This is a genomic window from Parvimonas sp. KA00067 (assembly GCF_001553085.1).
In the GTDB taxonomy this organism is placed as follows: domain Bacteria; phylum Bacillota; class Clostridia; order Tissierellales; family Peptoniphilaceae; genus Parvimonas; species Parvimonas parva.
The window spans coordinates 98,294-117,153 of record NZ_KQ960145.1 but is presented as its reverse complement, the minus strand read 5'-3'; the positions used below and the strand labels follow the sequence as shown (position 1 = coordinate 117,153).

Annotated in this window: 17 protein-coding genes and 1 other annotated feature; of the genes, 15 read left to right on the top strand and 2 right to left on the bottom strand. The window is 28.7% G+C overall.

The features are described 5' to 3' along the window. Positions 1 to 32: 32 nt before the first annotated feature. Entirely contained in the window at positions 33 to 1,475 is a 1,443-nt protein-coding gene (locus HMPREF3181_RS02515) for a leucyl aminopeptidase (RefSeq protein WP_068472644.1), read from the bottom strand. Positions 1,476 to 1,572: 97 nt separating this feature from the next. Then, positions 1,573 to 2,028, bottom strand: coding sequence for a COG2426 family protein (locus HMPREF3181_RS02510; RefSeq protein ID WP_068472642.1), 456 nt, complete (start codon positions 2,026 to 2,028; stop codon positions 1,573 to 1,575). A gap of 115 nt (positions 2,029 to 2,143) precedes the next feature. Continuing rightward, positions 2,144 to 2,261, top strand: a sequence feature (ribosomal protein L10 leader region). 21 nt (positions 2,262 to 2,282) lie between these two features. On the opposite strand from HMPREF3181_RS02510, the gene rplJ reads away from it, so the two are divergent. The 15 genes from rplJ (at position 2,283) to HMPREF3181_RS02435 (ending at position 18,639) form a co-directional block, all read left to right on the top strand. Then, positions 2,283 to 2,786 carry a 50S ribosomal protein L10 gene (gene rplJ, locus HMPREF3181_RS02505; protein WP_068472640.1) on the top strand — a complete coding sequence of 168 codons (504 nt, stop codon included), beginning with the start codon at positions 2,283 to 2,285 and terminating at the stop codon, positions 2,784 to 2,786. A gap of 29 nt (positions 2,787 to 2,815) precedes the next feature. Further along, positions 2,816 to 3,187, top strand: coding sequence for a 50S ribosomal protein L7/L12 (gene rplL, locus HMPREF3181_RS02500; protein WP_068472638.1), 372 nt, complete (start codon positions 2,816 to 2,818; stop codon positions 3,185 to 3,187). 143 nt (positions 3,188 to 3,330) lie between these two features. Beyond that, positions 3,331 to 4,878: an ATP-binding cassette domain-containing protein gene (locus HMPREF3181_RS02495; protein ID WP_068472636.1), complete on the top strand. Its 1,548-nt coding sequence runs from the start codon at positions 3,331 to 3,333 to the stop codon at positions 4,876 to 4,878. 299 nt (positions 4,879 to 5,177) lie between these two features. Further along, positions 5,178 to 6,881, top strand: coding sequence for a proline--tRNA ligase (locus HMPREF3181_RS02490; RefSeq protein ID WP_068472634.1), 1,704 nt, complete (start codon positions 5,178 to 5,180; stop codon positions 6,879 to 6,881). A 133-nt stretch (positions 6,882 to 7,014) separates the two neighbouring features. Further along, positions 7,015 to 8,805: an ABC transporter ATP-binding protein/permease gene (locus HMPREF3181_RS02485; protein ID WP_068472632.1), complete on the top strand. Its 1,791-nt coding sequence runs from the start codon at positions 7,015 to 7,017 to the stop codon at positions 8,803 to 8,805. Continuing rightward, complete coding sequence (locus tag HMPREF3181_RS02480) at positions 8,795 to 10,450, top strand: ABC transporter ATP-binding protein (protein ID WP_068472630.1); 1,656 nt, start codon at positions 8,795 to 8,797, stop codon at positions 10,448 to 10,450. The genes HMPREF3181_RS02485 and HMPREF3181_RS02480 overlap by 11 nt, the downstream gene beginning before the upstream one ends. Before the next feature lie 62 nt (positions 10,451 to 10,512). Continuing rightward, positions 10,513 to 10,890: a YbaN family protein gene (locus HMPREF3181_RS02475; RefSeq protein ID WP_068472628.1), complete on the top strand. Its 378-nt coding sequence runs from the start codon at positions 10,513 to 10,515 to the stop codon at positions 10,888 to 10,890. A 249-nt stretch (positions 10,891 to 11,139) separates the two neighbouring features. Further along, positions 11,140 to 13,263 carry an anaerobic ribonucleoside-triphosphate reductase gene (nrdD, locus tag HMPREF3181_RS02470; RefSeq protein ID WP_068472627.1) on the top strand — a complete coding sequence of 708 codons (2,124 nt, stop codon included), beginning with the start codon at positions 11,140 to 11,142 and terminating at the stop codon, positions 13,261 to 13,263. 12 nt (positions 13,264 to 13,275) lie between these two features. Beyond that, positions 13,276 to 13,770 carry an anaerobic ribonucleoside-triphosphate reductase activating protein gene (gene nrdG, locus HMPREF3181_RS02465; protein WP_068472626.1) on the top strand — a complete coding sequence of 165 codons (495 nt, stop codon included), beginning with the start codon at positions 13,276 to 13,278 and terminating at the stop codon, positions 13,768 to 13,770. A gap of 2 nt (positions 13,771 to 13,772) precedes the next feature. Continuing rightward, a complete protein-coding gene (locus HMPREF3181_RS02460) occupies positions 13,773 to 14,945 on the top strand; it encodes a cation diffusion facilitator family transporter (protein ID WP_068472625.1) in 1,173 nt (390 codons plus the stop codon). Between the two features lie 253 nt (positions 14,946 to 15,198). Then, positions 15,199 to 15,846 carry a YaaA family protein gene (locus HMPREF3181_RS02455; protein ID WP_068472624.1) on the top strand — a complete coding sequence of 216 codons (648 nt, stop codon included), beginning with the start codon at positions 15,199 to 15,201 and terminating at the stop codon, positions 15,844 to 15,846. 408 nt (positions 15,847 to 16,254) lie between these two features. Next, positions 16,255 to 16,467 (top strand): helix-turn-helix domain-containing protein, encoded by a 213-nt coding sequence (locus tag HMPREF3181_RS02450; RefSeq protein WP_068472619.1) that lies wholly within the window; start codon positions 16,255 to 16,257, stop codon positions 16,465 to 16,467. A 2-nt stretch (positions 16,468 to 16,469) separates the two neighbouring features. After that, positions 16,470 to 17,750, top strand: a complete 1,281-nt coding sequence (locus HMPREF3181_RS02445) for a site-specific DNA-methyltransferase (RefSeq protein WP_068472618.1) — start codon at positions 16,470 to 16,472, stop codon at positions 17,748 to 17,750. Between the two features lie 56 nt (positions 17,751 to 17,806). Continuing rightward, positions 17,807 to 18,088, top strand: coding sequence for a CD1845 family protein (locus tag HMPREF3181_RS02440; RefSeq protein WP_068472617.1), 282 nt, complete (start codon positions 17,807 to 17,809; stop codon positions 18,086 to 18,088). A gap of 32 nt (positions 18,089 to 18,120) precedes the next feature. Continuing rightward, the gene (locus HMPREF3181_RS02435; protein ID WP_068472616.1) at positions 18,121 to 18,639 is read left to right on the top strand and encodes a ClbS/DfsB family four-helix bundle protein; all 519 of its coding nucleotides are present in this window, start codon (positions 18,121 to 18,123) and stop codon (positions 18,637 to 18,639) included. The last annotated feature ends 221 nt before the right edge of the window (positions 18,640 to 18,860 follow it).

Genomic DNA, 18,860 nt, shown 5'->3' with positions numbered 1-18,860 from the left:
CTACAAAAAGCATACCATTTTTAAATTTTTAATTATTTTTTATTGTATTTTTTTACAAAGTTATAAAGAGTTTTTACAGGTGTTCCACTTGCACCTTCAGGATTTGTTCCCCAAGCTGAACTTGAGAATGAAGGACCTGCAATATCTAAATGAACCCAAGGAGTATTTTCAACAAAATGTTCTAAGAAAACTCCGGCAGTAATTGCACCACCACTTCCTGCTCCTGTTGAGTTTAACAAATCTCCAACTTTTCCTTTTACACTTTGTATATGTTCTTCATAAACAGGGAATCTCCATAAATATTCACCCATAAAGTCTGCAGATTCTTTAATTTTTGCAAAAACTTCATCATTATTACTTACAGTACCGATAACTCTTGAACCTAGAGCTTGAATACAAGCACCTGTTAGAGTTGCAACGTCAACTATACATTCAGGATTTAATTTTGAAGCACCATAGTAAATAGCATCAGCTAAAGTCAATCTTCCTTCAGCATCAGTATTAACTACTTCAATAGTTGAACCCTTCATTGAAGAAATTATATCACCATTTCTGTAAGCGTGTCCGTTAATCATATTTTCACAAGTTGCAACAAGGGCTATTACATTTCTTTGAACATTTATTTTTCCTACTGCATACATTGTTGAAATAACAGAGGCACTTCCACCCATATCAGTTTTCATAGTAACCATTCCTGTAGCAGGTTTGATTGCATATCCACCTGAATCATAAGTTAAACCTTTACCAACTAATACGATAGGTTTTTCATCTTTATTTGGTAAATGTTTCATAATTATAAATTTAGGTGGTAGGTCGCTACCTTGAGCAACTGCTAAGAATGCGTCCATTTTTAAAGATTCTATTTGTTTCTTTTCTAAAATTTCAACTTCAATACCAACTTTTTCAAGTTCTTCTTTAGCAAAATTTGCCAAAGTTTCAGGATAAATATCATTTGCAGGTCTATTTACAAGATCTCTGCACATAAATACAGCTTCCATGATTGCTTTGATTTCTTCGATTCCACTTTCAATATGTTCTCTCTTGTCTTCAACAATACTTAAAAATATTTCGCAATCAAAACAAGGTTTCTTTTCTTTTAAGAAATTATCAAAAGAATAAGTAACATTTACAATACCTTCAATCATAGCTTGAGCTACTAATTTATAGCAAAGTCCATCAAATTTTTTTACTTCTATGTTACAAGATTTTACATTATTTGCTTTTAAACTTTTTCCAAGTGATAAGTAAGCTCTTCTAATATTTTCAAGAGAATTTTCTTCTTCTTTACCTAATCCCAATAAAATTATATTTTCAGAATTTGGTCCAAGATTTGAAAAAATTTCTCCTCTTTTTCCATTAAAAAGTTTACTTTCTTTTACATAGTTTTTTAATTCTTCACTAATTCCACAAATTTCATTTCCTTCAAATAAAGAAATTACTTTAACTAATCCGGAATTTCCAATTTTAAAATCCATAATATACCTCCAAAATTAAATTAGATAAAAATATCTACCTATATAATAACCAAAATTTTAAATTTATGCAATACAAAAGGAGAACAAAATTGTCCTCCTAAAAAATTCCAAAACTAATTGTTGACATAATGATTCCTGACAAAATTACTCCTATTATCGCTGATAAAAAACTTGTTTTAAAATCAATATCTAAAATACTTGCGGCAAGTATTCCTGTGTATGCTCCAGTTCCTGGAAATGGAATACCGATGAAAAGAGCAAGTGCAATTAAAGTTCCGCTTTTTCCTGATTTTTTTAAGATTTTTTCTCCGGCTTTATGACCTTTTAATAAAAGTTTTTCACAAAATTTTCCAATATATTTTTTATTTTCTCCCCAAATTAAAATTTTTTTTGAAAAAAAATAAATAAAAGGAACAGGAATTAAATTTCCAATTATTGCAATTATATATGAACTTAAAATTGGAAGACCCATTGCTTGTGAATAAGGAATCGCTCCTCTTAACTCAACAACAGGTAACATTGAAATAAATAAAATTAAAAAATATTTTAACATAAAATCCACCTAATTAATTATATATATAATTCTACCACAAAAATAAAATAAAATAAATATGAAAAAAATTTTAAAAAAAGTATTGCATTTATTTTGAAATATGATATAATATATATGTTAATTTTATAGGCTACCCAAGACCGTAGGGACATTCGTTTAAAAATCCTACATAGGTGGAAATACTTTATTTTGTATTTTATCTCTACTCTTGGTAGAGATTTTTTTATATGTAGCCTTTTGTGGAGGTGAAAGAGATGAAAGATTTTGTTTTAGAACAAAAACAAGCTGTTGTATCAGAAATCAGAGAAAAAATCGAAAGTTCAGGTTCTTTAGTTTTAGTTGATTACAGAGGGTTAACTGTTGAACAAGTTACTGAATTAAGAAACAAATACAGAGAAGCTGGTGTTCAATATAAGGTTTACAAAAACACTATGATGAAATTAGCTTTTAATGAATTAGGTTTTGAAGATTTCGGTCAATACTTAGAAGGACCAAGCGCAGTTGCTTTTTCAGGAGAAGATTTAACAGCTGCAGCAAGAATCACTAACGAATTTGCTAAGTCAAATGAAAAATTAGTTATTAAAGCTGGTATCTTAGAAGGAAAAATTTTAGATTCTAACGAAGTTAAAGCCGTTGCAGATATTCCATCAAGAGAAGTACTTATCGCAAAGTTACTTGGAAGTTTCAAGGCACCAGTATCAAATTTTGTGTATATGTTAGATGCACTAAGAAAGAAAAAAGAAGAAGAAGCAGCTTAATGGTTGCGTAAAATTTTAGGAGGTATATTATGGATTTCGAACAAATATTAGAAGCAATTGAAAAATTATCAGTTCTTGAATTAAATGAATTAGTTAAAGCAGCAGAAGAAAAATTTGGAGTTTCTGCATCAGCACCAGTAGTAGTAGGAGCAGTAGCAGGTGGAGAATCAGCTGCAGCAGCAGAAGAAAAATCAGAATTTGATGTAATCTTAGCATCAGTTGGAGCAGAAAAAATGAAAGTTGTTAAGGCTGTTAAAGACTTAAGCGGATTAGGATTAAAAGAAGCTAAAGAAATAGTTGACAACGCTCCAAAAGCTATCAAAGAAGGAGTTTCTAAAGAAGAAGCTGAACAAATGAAAGCTAAATTAGAAGAAGTAGGAGCTACTGTAGAATTAAAGTAGTCTTATCGACTGTTTAATTTTAAAAATTTAATATTTTGATTAAATTTAAAAGTGGTAAAAGTGGCTAATGTTAGCCACTTTTTTTATAATAATTAGAGTTAGCTTGATTTACATATTTTATTTTTGTACGGGAGGAGAGTTAATTGAAAATTTTAAAAAAATTTAAAAAGAGCATATTTTTTAGAATTTTTTTCCATTTTGTATATATACTTGCAATAGCAGGACTTCCTACTGTTGTTAAATATATGGTTGATGATAATTACAGTAATGGTATTTATGATGTTATTAAACTTACAGGAATATTTACTCTTCTTGTAATTATCGGTATGGGAGCACAATATATCAGTCAAAGAAGTAGTTGGAGGCTTGAAAAAGAATTTAATTTGTATATGAGAAAAGAATTGTTTTCTGTAATAATATGCAAAGAACCCAATGAATTTGACAAAAACAGTATTGGGGATTACAATTCAAGATTAAATAATGATATTGCTGCTTGTGAGGAGCATTTAGAGTATGTTATGCTAATATTTGAATCTTCAATTTCATTTATTATCTATGCTATTTATATCTTTTTGTTAAACTACAAAATGGCAATTATAATATATTTAGTCGCTTTAATTGTTTTGTTTTTACCTAATTTAACTGCTAAGAAATTTTCAGAAAAAAATAAAAAGTTGCTTGATGATACGGCATCTTACAATTCAAAGATTATAGATTTATTAAGTGGTTATTCTTTTATAAACTGTTTTACATATAGAAACATAGAGAAAAATCACAAAAAATCTCTTGACGAAATGGAAGACAGTAGATTTAGTTTTGGAAAGTTTAAAACTTTTGTAAATGTTTTAAATGGAACTGTTATGTATTTGATTAATATATCTTCATTTGCAATTATGGCGTTTTTCTTATATAAGGGAGAGATTACAGCAGGGATAGCAACTGCTACCATTGCATATATTCAAAATTTTATGTTTCCACTTCGTACTGTAATTGATGCGATAAGCTGGAAAAAATCAGTAGAAACAGTTATGAATGACATGCTTTTAGAAATTTCTAAAAATAAAAATTTAAGCATTGAAGATGTAAAGTTTGACAATAATATAAAATGTAATAATGTTAGTTTTAAATATGATGACTATATAATCAAAAATTTTTCTCATACATTTGAAAAAAATAAGAAATATGCTATTATTGGAGAAAGTGGAAAGGGAAAATCTACACTTTTAAATCTAATAAATGGTAATTTGTCTTGTACTGAAGGTAATATTACTATTGATGGTAAAGAAGTTTCTTATAGATTTTGCAATCAATTAATAATGTATTTAACTCAAAAATCTCATATATTTTCTGAAAATTTTTGGGATAATGTAAGTATTTTTGACAGTTTCAATAAAGATGTTTTAGAAAATGACAATAAATACATTCCAAGTAATAAAGTTGATACTTTATTAAAATCAGAAAATAATAATGAGTTAAGTGGTGGAGAAAAACAAGTTGTAAATTATTTAAGAGCAGTTATATCCGAAAGAGATATATTACTTTTAGATGAGCCTTTTTCTGCGATGGATAAGGTAATGGAAGATTATGTTTGTAATAAATTGTTGGAAATGAAAGATAAAACTATAATTATGATTACACATAATGTAGAAAAAGACTTTTTAGATAAATTTGATGAAGTTATTTATATGTAGAAAAAGTTAAATGCAGTTGACTTTTTTTGCTAAATTTAATATAATAAATTAATCTTAGTTAGATTTTAGTGATGAAAAGAAATAGTAAATTTTTTATCTGTATGTAGAGAGAAGTTGTTTGGTGAAAAACTTTTACAGAGGAAATTGAACCTATCTTTGAGCTTGTATTAAAAGTACAGGGTTGTGCCTTATAGCTTTTGAGTATAAATTAGAGTGGTACCACGGCTTTCGTCTCTTGGAGATGTTAGCCGTTTTTTTTATTGCTGAAAACTTAAAATATATTACGGAGGAATTTTGTTATGAAAATGAAAAGATACTATATGCCTACACTTAGGGAAGACCCACAAGAGGCAGAAATTATTAGCCATAAATTGCTTTTAAGGTCAGGAATGATTAGAAAGTCTGCTGCAGGAATTTATTCTTATCTTCCACTTGGATATAGAGCGATTAAAAAAGTAGAAAATATCGTAAGAGAAGAAATGGATAGAATGGGTGGATATGAAATTTTGATGTCTGCACTTCAACCAAAAGAAATTTGGGAAGAGTCAGGAAGATGGCAAACTTTTGGGCCTGAAATGTTTAAAGTTAGTGATAGAAACGAAAGAGAGTTTTGCCTTGGACCAACGGCTGAAGAATATTTTACAACTTTAATTAGTGGGGAAATAAAAAGTTATAAACAATTACCTTTAAATATCTACCAAATACAAACTAAATATCGTGATGAAAAAAGACCACGTTTTGGAATCAATAGGGCAAGAGAATTTTCAATGAAAGATGCCTATACTTTTGATGTAAGCCCTGAAATGATGATGGAATCATATAAAGAAATGTGGAAGGCTTATGAAAAAGTATTTAACAGATTAGGACTTAATTACAAAATTGTTGCCGGAGATTCCGGAGCAATGGGAGGAAACAGTTCACATGAATTTATCGCTCTTTCTGATGTAGGAGAGGGAGTTATCTGCTATTGTGATGAAAGTGGATATTCAGCAACTGACGAAAAGGCAAAAGTTGTTTATAAAGTTGATGAAAGTGGGGAAGAAAAAGAACTTGAATTAGTTTACACTCCTGACTGTAAAACGATAGAAGAAGTTGCCGACTTTTTAAAACAGGAAACTAAAAAATGTGTTAAAGCTATTGATTTAGTTGTTGCAGGAGAACCTGTTATAGTATTTATCCCGGGAGATAGAGAGCTTAATTTGACAAAACTTTGTGGTCATCTTGGAGTACCTGAACATGAAGTTGAAATGATGGACGATGAAATGATTTCAAAAATTGGAACATTTGCAGGATATACAGGACCTGTAAATTTGAAAGTTAGAAAAATTTTAGATAAAAGAGTTACTCTTATGAAAAATGTTGTAGTTGGTGGAAATAAAGAAAGTCATCACTATATAAATTGTAATTTCGGTAGAGATTTTGACGGAGAAATCGTTGAAGATTTACTTATGGTTAAAGAGGGCGATGTTTGCCCTGAAAGTGGCTATCCGTTAAAATTTGCAAGAGGAATAGAAGTTGGAAATATCTTCCAATTAGGAACAAAATATTCTAAAGCATTAAATGCAACTTTCTTAGATGAAAATGGAGTTAGCCAATATTTTTGGATGGGAAGTCATGGTATTGGAATTACAAGAAGTATTACTGCAATCATTGAACAAAACAATGATGAAAAGGGAATTATCTGGCCAATTCAAGTTGCTCCGTTCCATGCGATAGTTACAGTTGTAAATATTAATGATGAAGAACAAATGAAACTTGGAGAAAAAATTCATGACGAATTAGAATCACAAGGTGTTGAAGTAATGCTTGATGATAGAAAAGAAAGAATTGGCGTTAAGTTTAACGACAGAGATTTAATTGGAATTCCTCTAAGAATTACAGTTGGTAAAAAAGCGGGTGAAAACATAATCGAATTTTCAACAAGAAAAGAAATGGAAAATTTTGAAATGTCATCAGAAAAGGCAATTAGTAGAGTTGTTGAAGAAGTTAGAAAAATAAAATAAAAAACTAAAATAGAAAAAATTCGTTTAACAACTAAGGTTAGGGAGTAAAAACTCTCTGACCTTTTTTCTTGATTTTTTTAAATTAATAGGGTATCATATAAATAATTTATATTAATTTTTATAGGAGTTTTTTATGGATAGTGATTTTAGTACAAAAATTCAAAAGCAAAAGATAAGTCGAGAAAGGCGAAAAGAATTGAAGAACAGATTGAAAAAAGAGCTTGGAGATAAGATGAAGGTCGTTTATTTAAGTTCTTTTTTGGCTTGGATTCAATTTTTGATGAGGATAATTTCTTTTGGTGTTATTGCTAAGGGATTTTCTAATTTATGTAACGGGATTGAATTTAATCTTTTTAGTTACGCATTAATTGTCATTGGACTAAATATTTTTGGATTTGTAATTTCAATTTTTTCTAAAAATTATCAAGGTGTGGCATCACAATTTGCAAGAGATAGTTTGAAAAATAAATTTTTCAATGTTTTTTCAAAGAATAATGAGGAATTTTCAAAAAAATATTCTTATGCTGACGTGCTTACTGTTGCATCTCAGGGAATTGACAGCTTGGATACTTTTTATAGCAATTATTTGTCAACGACTTTAAGGACATATCTTAATTGTGCGACAATTTTAGCTATTGTATTTTTTATTTATACACTTGGAAGTCTAGTTTTTTTGATTAGTATTCCTTTTATTCCGGTTTCAATTATTTTGATACAAAAGCGTTCTGCAAAGATTATGCAACATTATTGGTCAACTTATATGGACGTTAGCAATTTGTTTATGGACGATTTAAAGGGACTTAATACACTTTATTCTTATAGTGCCGATGAAATTTATGAGAAAAAATTTAATGAAAGTGCAGAAGGGTTTAGACTTTCTACAATGGAGCTTTTAAAGTTTCAACTTCAATCTGTCGGATATATGGACGGCGTTATGTATCTTGGAATTGCAATTTCAGGATTTTTAGCTGTTATGTCAATTTCAAAGGGAAATATGTCAATTTTTAATTTCATATTTTTTATTTTGATTGCAACCGAGTTTTTTACTCCGATTAGAGAATTGGGATATTGTATGCATTTACTTATGATGAATACTAAAATGGCAGACAGAATTTTTACGTTTTTAGACAATGCAAATTTAGAAGAAAAGATTGAAGATTCAAATATTAAACTTGAAAATGTTGAAAGAATTGAATTTAAAAATTTATCTTTTTCTTATGGAGAAAGAAAAATTTTAGATGATATAAATTTTGAAATTTCAAAAGGAAATTTATTTGCAATTGCCGGAGAAAGTGGACTTGGAAAAAGTACATTTGCAAAAATTTTATTTAAAAATCTTGAAAATTATTCTGGAGAAATTTTGCTTGACGGAAAATCTTTGAAAGATTTTTCAAAGGGCGATATAAATTCTTTAGGTTTTTACATTTCTCCTGATAGTTATGTTTTTAATGAAAGTATTATGGACAATCTAAAGAAAGCGACAAAATTATCTGAAAATGAAATTTTGAAATGGATTGAAGAAAAAAATATTTTAAATTTTGTAAAAACTTTACCTAACGGTTTTGATACTATTGTTGGAGAAAACGGAAAGTTGATTTCTCCGGGACAAAGACAACAGATTATTTGTGCAAGGGGCTTACTTGCAAATAGAAAGATTTATATTTTTGATGAGATGACTTCAAGTGTCGATACGGAAAATGAAAATGCAATTTTAGATTTGATTAGACTTATTTCGAAAGATTCAATAGTTATGTTTATTTCCCATAAGATGAAACAGGTTCATAAGGCAGACTTTGTGTTGTTTATGGGACAAGAAAAATCTTGGGATTTTGGAAAACCTTGTGATTTGTATATTTCAAATTCTGAATATAAGTTGTTATTGGATAAACAAAATGAAATGGAGGAAATTTTAAATGAAAGATAATATAAAATTAGTTGTAAGACTTATAAATTTTATGAAAAGATTACTTCCTATTATTTTGTTAGCAGTATTTTTTGCTGTTTTCGGCTTTTTAATTACAGTTTATATTCCGGCAAAAATTATTTCCTTAGGATTTGATGCTTTATATGGAAAAAAATTAAAAATATATTCTCTTGTAGCTTTGGTTGTACTTGCAATTTCAAGAGGGCTTTTTAGATATGGGGAGCATTATTTCGGACATTTTGTTGCATTTAAAGTTTTGGCAGATTTTAGAAGAGAAATTTTTTCTAAACTTAGACGACTTGCTCCTTCAAAACTTGATTCACAAGATAGTGGAGAATTGTTAAAACTTATAGGGGAAGATGTTGAGGCTTTAGAAGTGTTTTTTGCACATACTCTAGCTCCGATTACAACAGGAACTATCGTTTCAATATTGCTTTTTATATATTTTCTATATCATAATTTTGTTTTAAGTTTAATAGCAATAGCTGTTTATTTTACACTTGCAGTTATTATACCTAATGTATTTTCAAGTAAATTAAAACCTCATCTTGAAATTCAACAGAAATTTAGAAAATCATATACTTCATATTTTTTAGATAGTTTAAAAGGTATGAAAGATTTACTACAACTTGGAGTTGAAAAAGAGAGATTTGAAAATCTTGAAAGAGAAAGTAAAATTGTGAATGAAAAAGAAAGAAAGGTTTCAAAATTAAACTTTTTACAATTCACTTTTAGTTTTTTAGTTATAGGCTTTGGAGTTTTAGCTTTTGCTTATGCAGACTTTGTACTCATAAATAGAAAATTAATTACTGTAAAAAATGCTGTAACAACTTTGGCTGTATTTAGCTCATCTTTTGCTCCGTTTTTAGAACTTAGCAGGCTTCCTCTAGGACTTGGGCGTGCATTACAGGCAGGAAGAAATACTTTTAGATTATTAGATGAAGAAGAACCGGGTGTAAATGACGGAAGAAAAGAAATTGTAAATTTAGATGAAATAAAGTTTGAAAATGTTGATTTCTCTTATCCTAATAGAGATAAGAATATTTTTGAAAATTTGAATTTACATTTTGAAGATAAAAAAATTGTCGGACTTGTTGGAGAAAGTGGCTCTGGTAAGAGTACATTGATGAAAATTGTAATGAAATGGTATATGGCTAAAAATGGAAAAGTATTTTTAAATGAAGATGATATTTTAGAGATTGATAGCAAAAAATTACAAGAAAAAATTGCATACATTCCACAATTTCCACAAATTTTTTCACAAAGCATTAGAGAAAATTTGATTTTGGGAAATGAAAATATTACTGATGAGGAAATTTTGAAGATAGCTGAAAAATGTAGATTAAAAGATAAAATTTTATCAACAGAAAATGGTCTTGATACTAAAATAAATTCAGAAAAAATTATTTTTTCAAGCGGAGAGATGCAAAGACTCGAACTTATGAGAGCATTGCTTAAAAAAGCTGAAGTATATATCTTTGATGAGCCAACAAGCAACTTGGATACTTTGAATGAATCGATTATATTAAATTTGATTCGAGAAAATTGTAAAGGAATGGTATTTTTAATTTCACACAGAATGAGTACAGTTTCATTTGCAGATGTAATTTATAAAGTCGAAAAAGGAAATTGCTTTGAAATATAATATTGCCAATCAATATGAAATATGTTATCATTGATATATTAGATTATGAGAGGTAATATAGAATGAATTTAGTAAAATATATTTGGATTGCGATAGGGTTGATATTTTTTGCAATAGGAACAGTTGGAGTGTTTTTACCAATATTGCCGACATTTCCTTTCTATGTTGTAACAGTATTTTGCTTTGCAAGAAGTTCTAAAAAGTTGCACAAATGGTTTGTCGAAACGAATTTGTATAAAAACAATATAGAGAAAATTGTAAATAGAAAAGGACTTCCATTAAAGACAAAGTTAAAAATTATTATAATTTTTACAATAACAATGGGGACGGGATTCTATTTTATGAAAAATACAAATATCGGAAGAATTATTTTAGGGCTAGTTTGGTTTTGCCATATAGTATATTTTGCTTTTGGAATAAAGACAATTAAAGATAAGTGATTTAACAAAGTCGGTATAAAATTTATATCGACTTTATTTTTTGTGTAAGAGAAAAAATTTTAAAAAATTTTTTATTTTATTTTTAATTTTCTCATTCTACAAATTGTTATAAAATTTTTCAAGAGGGATTTAATGAGTAAAAACAAATAAATATACTATATATAGTTTAATAACTATTGATTGACAATATATATTGTTGATGATATAATCTTACTATCGAGCATTTATGAAGTATTTTAGGAGGTAGTTATGATTAAAGTTATAAAAAGAAATGGTCAAGAAGTAGATTTTGACGCAAATAAAATTGCAATTGCAATAAAAAAAGCTATGCATAGCAGTACAGGAGTATACGAAGAAGGATTGGCTGAAAAGATTGCATCAGAGATAGAAACTTTTGCAACAACAATCGGAAAGAAGATGAGTATATATGATATAGAAGATCATGTTTACTACAGCTTAATTAAGTATGGAAATCCTGCAACTGCCAGAGCTTATGAAAACTATAAGGCTGTGCAAACTTTTAAAAGACTTAAAAATACTACTGACGAAAGTATTTTGGGTCTTCTTGATAAGACAAATTTAGATGTTATAAATGAAAATTCAAATAAAAATGCTATTCTTGCATCAACTCAAAGAGATTTGATTGCCGGAGAAGTTTCAAAGGATATAGCAAGAAGAATGCTAATTCCTGTGGATATTGTTCAGGCTCATGACGAAGGAGCTATACATCTTCATGATATGGACTATTTAATTCAACCTATGTTCAATTGCTGTCTAGTTAATATTGGAGATATGCTTGATAATGGAACAGTAATTAATGGTAAAATGGTTGAAACTCCAAAGTCTTTCCAAGTAGCTTGTACAGTTATGACTCAAATAATTGCACAGGTTGCGTCAGGTCAATTTGGTGGACAAAGCTTAAATGTTGCTCATCTAGGAAAATATCTTAGAAAGAGCTATGAAAAACATTTAAAACTTGCAAAAGAAATTTTAACTGATGAAGAAGATATCGAAAATATTGCAAGAGCAATGACTAAAAAAGAGCTTGAGGCAGGTATTCAAACTATTCAATATCAAATAAATACTTTGATGACTACAAATGGACAAAGTCCTTTTGTTACATTATTTATGTATGTTGAGGACGGTTTTGAATATGAAGACGAAGTTGCTCAAATCGTTGAAGAGATAATAAAACAAAGACTAGAAGGAATTAAGAATGAAAAGGGTGTTTATATCACACCAGCTTTTCCAAAGTTAATTTATGTTTTGGATGAAAATAATGTAAGAGAAGACAGTAAATATTATTATTTAACAAAACTCGCTGCAAAATGTACTGCAAAGAGAATGTATCCTGATTATATCTCTGCTAAAAAACTTAGAGAACATTATGAAGGAAATGTATTTGGACCTATGGGCTGTAGATCATTCTTAGCACCATATAAAGATGAAAATGGAAATTATAAATTTGAAGGTAGATTTAACCAAGGTGTTGTAAGTTTGAACTTACCACAAATTGGAATTTTAAATACGGGAAATGAAGAAGGCTTTTTTGAAATGCTAGAAAAAAGACTTGATATTGTAAAAAAAGCACTTTTATTCAGAAATTCACTTCTTCAAAATGTAAAGAGTGATAATTCCCCAATTCATTGGCAATACGGAGCCATTGCAAGACTTAAAAAAGGCGAAAGTATTAAGAAATATCTTACAAATGGATATTCAACTCTTTCTGTTGGATATATTGGATTGTATGAAGCTACAATGTGTGTAAAAGGCGTTAGCCATACAACTGAAGAAGGAAAAGAATTTGCTCTTAAAGTTATGAAGAGAATTAAAGAAGCGGCTGACAGTTGGAGTGAAGAAACAGGAATGGCATTTTCTCTATATGGAACTCCTGCTGAAAGTTTAACTCACAGATTCTGTTCTATAGATAGAAAGAAATATGGAGAAATAAAGGATATAACAGATAAGGGATATTATACAAATAGTTATCATGTTGATGTTAGGGAAAATATTTCAGTTTTTGATAAATTTAGATTTGAAGAAGATTTCCAAAAATTGTCAACAGGGGGTTGTATTTCTTATGCAGAAATTCCTAATATGAACCATAATGTTGAAGCTGTTGAACAAATGATTAGATTTATCTATGATAATATTCAATATGCTGAATTTAATACAAAATCAGATTATTGCCATGTTTGCGGATTTGATGGAGAAATAATCATAAACGAATATAATGAATGGGAATGTCCACAATGTCATAATAAAGACAAGCAAAAAATGAATGTAACGAGAAGAACTTGTGGTTATCTTGGAGAAAATTTCTGGAATGAAGGTAGAACTAAGGAAATAAAGGCTAGAGTTCTTCATATATAGCGAGGGATTAAAATGAGATATGGTCAGATAAGAGCTTATGATGTTGCAAATGGTGTTGGTATCAGAACTAGTATTTTCGTAACTGGCTGTACACATAATTGTAAAGATTGTTTTAATAGAAAATATATGGATTTCAATTTTGGGGAGCTTTGGACTAAAGAAACTACTAATTTAGTAATAGACTATTTACGTGATAAAAATGTTTCCGGTCTTACTTTAATTGGTGGCGAACCAATGCAAAATGCCAAAGAGCTCCTTGAAATTGTAAGAGATATTAAAAAAAGTGTAAATAAAAATATTTGGATTTATTCAGGATATACTTTTGAAGAAATTCTTGAAGATGATGACAGATTTGAACTTTTAAAGGAATGTGATGTTCTAGTTGATGGACGATTTGATTATAGATTAAAAGATTTAACCCTAAAGTTTCGCGGTTCATCAAACCAAAGAATTATCGACATAAAAAAGACGCTGGAAAGTGGAAATATTATATTATTTATGGAGTAAATATGATAGATAAAAAAATATTGAGTATTTCAAGAATTGAAAATACAGATAAGTACGATAGAAAAAAAGTTGGATATTTTTCAGGGTTAATAGGAACATCTTTAAATGTTACTTTGGGAGTATCAAAGTTTTTAATAGGAATTTTTGCAAATTCAGTTTCAATAACAGCTGACGCCGTAAATAATTTTTCTGATGCGATTTATTCTTTTGCAACGGTTTTGGGATTTAAATTTTCTTCTGCTCCACCAGATAAGGACCACCCTTATGGGCATGGTAGAGTTGAGTACATAACGACATTAATCATTTCTATGATGATTATGCTTGTTGGTTTACAATTTACAAAAACGTCGATTGAAAGAATTATAAGCCCTGAAAAAATTGTTATGAATAAAATAGGAATTGCTTTTCTCGTTGTTTCTATTTTTGTAAAACTTTGGATGAGTTTATTTAACAGAAAACTAGGTAAAGCTATCGACTCAAGTATTTTAAGAGCAACGTCTGTCGATTGTTTAAGTGATGTTTTTACAACTTCTGTGGTTTTAATTGCAATGATTTTTGCAGATTATACAACTTTTCCCGTTGACGGAGTAGTTGGACTTGTAGTTTCTGCATTTATTTTATTTTCCGGTTTTTCACTTGCAAAGGAAACAGTTAGCCAACTTATTGGAGAGGCACCAAGTGTAGAATTGATAAAGTCAGTTTTGACAGACATCGAAAAGCACAAAGAAATTTTGGGAATACACAATTACACTTTTCATACATATGGAAATAATAAAAAAATTGCAACTGTTGATGTTGAAGTTGATTCTGAAATGAGTTTAATCAAAGCACATAATCTTATGAGTTTGATTGAAAAAGAAATTTATGAAAAGTATGAAATTGTTCTAGTAATCCATGTTGAACCGGTCGGGGGAAATTTTACGGAAAGAGAAATTGAGTTAAAAGAAATTACTGAAAATTGGAAAAATAAGTTTAGCTATATAAAATCAATGCATGATTTTGCAATTTACAAACAAGGATATAAATACTTTGTAGGTTTGCAATTAATCTTAGATGGAAATAAACTAGATAAAAATTTTGACGAGAACAGTTTAAAATCAGAGTTTGAAGAACTGATAAAAAATTATGATGAAGAATTAAAAACTTCAATAACAATATTATATGAATACTTTTAAAATAGCGCTTCGGTGCTATTTTTTGTACATTATTTTATGGTGTAATATTGTTCATAAAAGAGAGTTCATTTCTAGCTAAATTGTTTATTATTTTAATTATACAGGATATTCTCTTTTATTATCCTTAGTCTCACATCAATTGTATCATAACAATTGAAAAGTCCAAATTATAAATAATAAATTGACTTTTACAGCTAGTAGATGTTATAATTGCTACTATTAGTATATGCTATTAAAGAAATAGGAGAGAAATATGAAAATAATTTTATCACCTGCAAAGACAATTTCTAAAACTTGTGAGAGATTTTCTTTTGGCTTAAATTTTTTAGAAAAGACGAATGAAATTTTAAAGAATGTTCCGGAAGTGTTAATTTCAAAAGATTATTGTAAAGCTTTTTATATGTATGACGGAATGTGTTATAAGAATATTAATAGGGAGGAGTTTGACAATTGCGATTTAGAGTATATAAAGGAGCATTTAATTATTATTTCTGCGCTTTATGGTGCAGTTAAACCTTTTGATTTGATAAATCCGTATAGACTTGATTTTCTTATGAAAACGAAAATGGGAAATTTATATAATTTTTGGAAAGATGAGATAGCAAAAGAAGTTTTAAAAGATGAAAATTTAATCATTAATCTTGCAAGTGATGAATTTTCAAAAGTAATAAAAAAATATATTACAGATGAAAAGTTTTTAGATTTTGAATTTTTTGAAAATGCTGATGGAAAATTAAAAAAACATTCCACAATTTCAAAAAAAGCAAGGGGAATGATGTTAAACTTTATAACTAAAAACAAAATTGAAAATATAGAAGGAATAAAACAATTTAATAAAGAGGGATATAAATTCAGTGAAGAAATGTCTTTTGAAAATAAATTTGTATTTATAAAAGAATAGAGAGAACAGACGTTCTCTCTATTTGTTTAAAATTATTTACTATTTTAAATAGTCGCTAACTGCTTGTACGAAGAATTTAACTCCATTTATAAAATATTTTTCATTAAGCCCAAATTTTACATTGTGGTGAGGATAAGCTACTCCGTCAACATAAAGAGGATTTTTTAAAAATACATAAGCTCCTTTTGTTAATTTTAAAAAATCTTTTTTAAATTATTTTGATTATGAAATAACAAGGTTCCCGGGCACCCAACCGATTTGGAGCAGTTCCAAGTGGGACAAGGAAAAAAACAAAGACTATCTTAATAAATACTAACGCAAGCACAAGCATAAAATAGGCTAAAGTGACTTATAAGCCTATTTATGATATAATATATCTTAACAATAAAACGGATAAGGGGTAATAATATGGCAATTTCTTATAAACCATTATGGCACTTATTGGTAGAAAGAGAAATGAACAAAGAAGACTTAAAAAGAGCTGCAAACATAACAAGCAACATAGTTTCAAGAATGAGCAAAAACTCTTATGTGAACTTAGAGTCATTAGAAAAGATTTGCTTGGCATTGGATTGCAAGATAGAGGAAGTTGTAGAAATTCATAGAAATGAGGTGGAATAAAATTGAGCAACCTATCACAGACCAGAAGAGCTGAAATGCTTGAATACCTAAATCATCTAAAAGAAATTCATACAGATGATGAAAGTAGGATTGCACTAGAAAAGATTGAAACAGCACTAACTGAGAAAAAATATGGGTTAGTTTGGGAAGAACACGTAGAAGAAGTAGACAAACAACTCGTTCATAACATACCAGTTTTTAAAGAGATAGAAGATAAAAAGATAGTTAGAGATAATACAACCGATTTCAATTTTCTCTTAGAGGGGGATAATCTACATTCTCTTAAATTACTAGATAAGACTCACAAGGGTAATATTGATGTTATCTATATTGATCCACCTTACAACACTGGGAATAAAGATTTTATTTATGATGATAATTATATTGGATCTGACGATGGATATAGACATTCAAAATGGCTATCATTTATGAATGAAAGGTTAACGATAGCAAGAGAGTTATTATCTGATGAGGGAGTAATTTTTATTTCTATAGATAATAATGAACAAGCTCAATTGAAACTTTTATGTGATAGTATATTTGGAGAAAAGAATTTAATATCTATTATCCCTAGAATAACATCACCTCAACGATTTGCTCAAGAAAAAAATATAAATATTTCTAATGATTTCATTATAGCTTATTCTAATACTAATAGATTAAATTTAAAGAAAATTATTCAAGATACAGATTCTGAAAACTTAAAGCAAGACAAAATTGGACATTACTATGAAGGTGACACTAAAGCTTTAATCGCTCCAATTTCTCAAGGATATTCAAGAAACTGTGACTATGATGTTGAATTTAATGGTAAGATATATAGTCCAGTTAATTCCAAGGGAGTGAGAAATAGATGGTTCTGGACAGAAGAAAGGATGAAAACAGCAATTAAACTAGGAATTATAAGAGAAACAAAGAATTCTATAAGGATGCAAATATACCAAGATAAAGCATATGATGTAAAGACTAACTCTATGGTTGATAAAGAAATTGGAGTTAGATTTACAACATTAGATTTAATTAATAATATATATTCAAACCCAAATGGAGTCTCTGATTATGAAAAGTTTAATATATCAAAAAAGTTCTCAAATCCTAAACCGGTTAGTTTAATAAAAACTATCATAAACCTACATCCAAATAATAATGCAATAATCTTAGATTTTTTTGCTGGGTTTCGTGTCATAATAATGACACAGGCAAATAGTCAAGTAAATACAAGGCTTTTAGAACTTCTACCAAAGTTAAAAACTAAAAAATTAAGTGGTTGGTGTGCTGTTTAGAGCATTTATTACAAAAATAAGTGTTGTAAACAGTACACCAGCTAGGAGGAGGGACGATGAGAATAATATTAAAAATTATACTTTTTCCTGTTTCACTGGTACTGTCAATTTTAACAGCTTTTCTAACATTCTTGTTAGGTATTGGAACAACGATATTATATTTTCTAATGTCATTTTGTGTAATAGGATCAATAGCAAGTTTTATCTATCATGATACTGTAACAGGAATACAAGCATTAGTAATAGCTTTTTTAGTAAGTCCATATGGCTTACCGATGATAGGAGCATTTTGCATTGCTTTAATTGAAACGGTAAATTGTAAGATTAGGGCTATATGAAGAGCAAATTAGAAACTTGTGGAGGAGATATTTTGAGAACATACAAGGATAAAGAGGAATTGAAAAATGAGATAAATAAAAGCTTTGAGAAATATATTTCAGAATTTGATGATATTCCAGAAAATTTAAAAGATAAGAGAATAATCGAAGTTGATAGAACACCGGCTGAAAATCTTGCTTATCAATTAGGGTGGACTACCTTAGTTCTTCAATGGGAAGAAAATGAAAGAATTGGACTAAAAGTAAAGACACCATCAGAGAACTTTAAATGGAATCAATTGGGTGAATTATATCAATGGTTTACAGACACCTATGCTCCTTTATCTCTAAATGAGTTGAAATTAAAATTAAATGAAAACATTGACTCTATTTATGAAATGATTGATACATTAAGTGAGGAAGAATTATTTAAACCTCACATGAGAAAATGGGCTGATGAAGCAACTAAAACAGCAGTATGGGAAGTATATAAGTTTATTCATGTGAATACTGTTGCTCCATTTGGAACATTTAGAACAAAAATTAGGAAATGGAAAAAGATAGTACTATAAATTTTGGATGATGTAATTAAAAGTAAAATTTGAAAAGGAGTTGGTTTTATGGATTTCATGGGAGCAATTCTTGATGGAATTGCTATAGCAGCTATTTTTAATGGAATAGTGGCTAGTTTGGTACTTATAAATCCAAGATTATTTTTTGATTCCTATCCAAAGTCTATTCAGAAATCAGCTCCTAAGCAGATGACAAAACAAGAGAAAAAGATAAATACGAT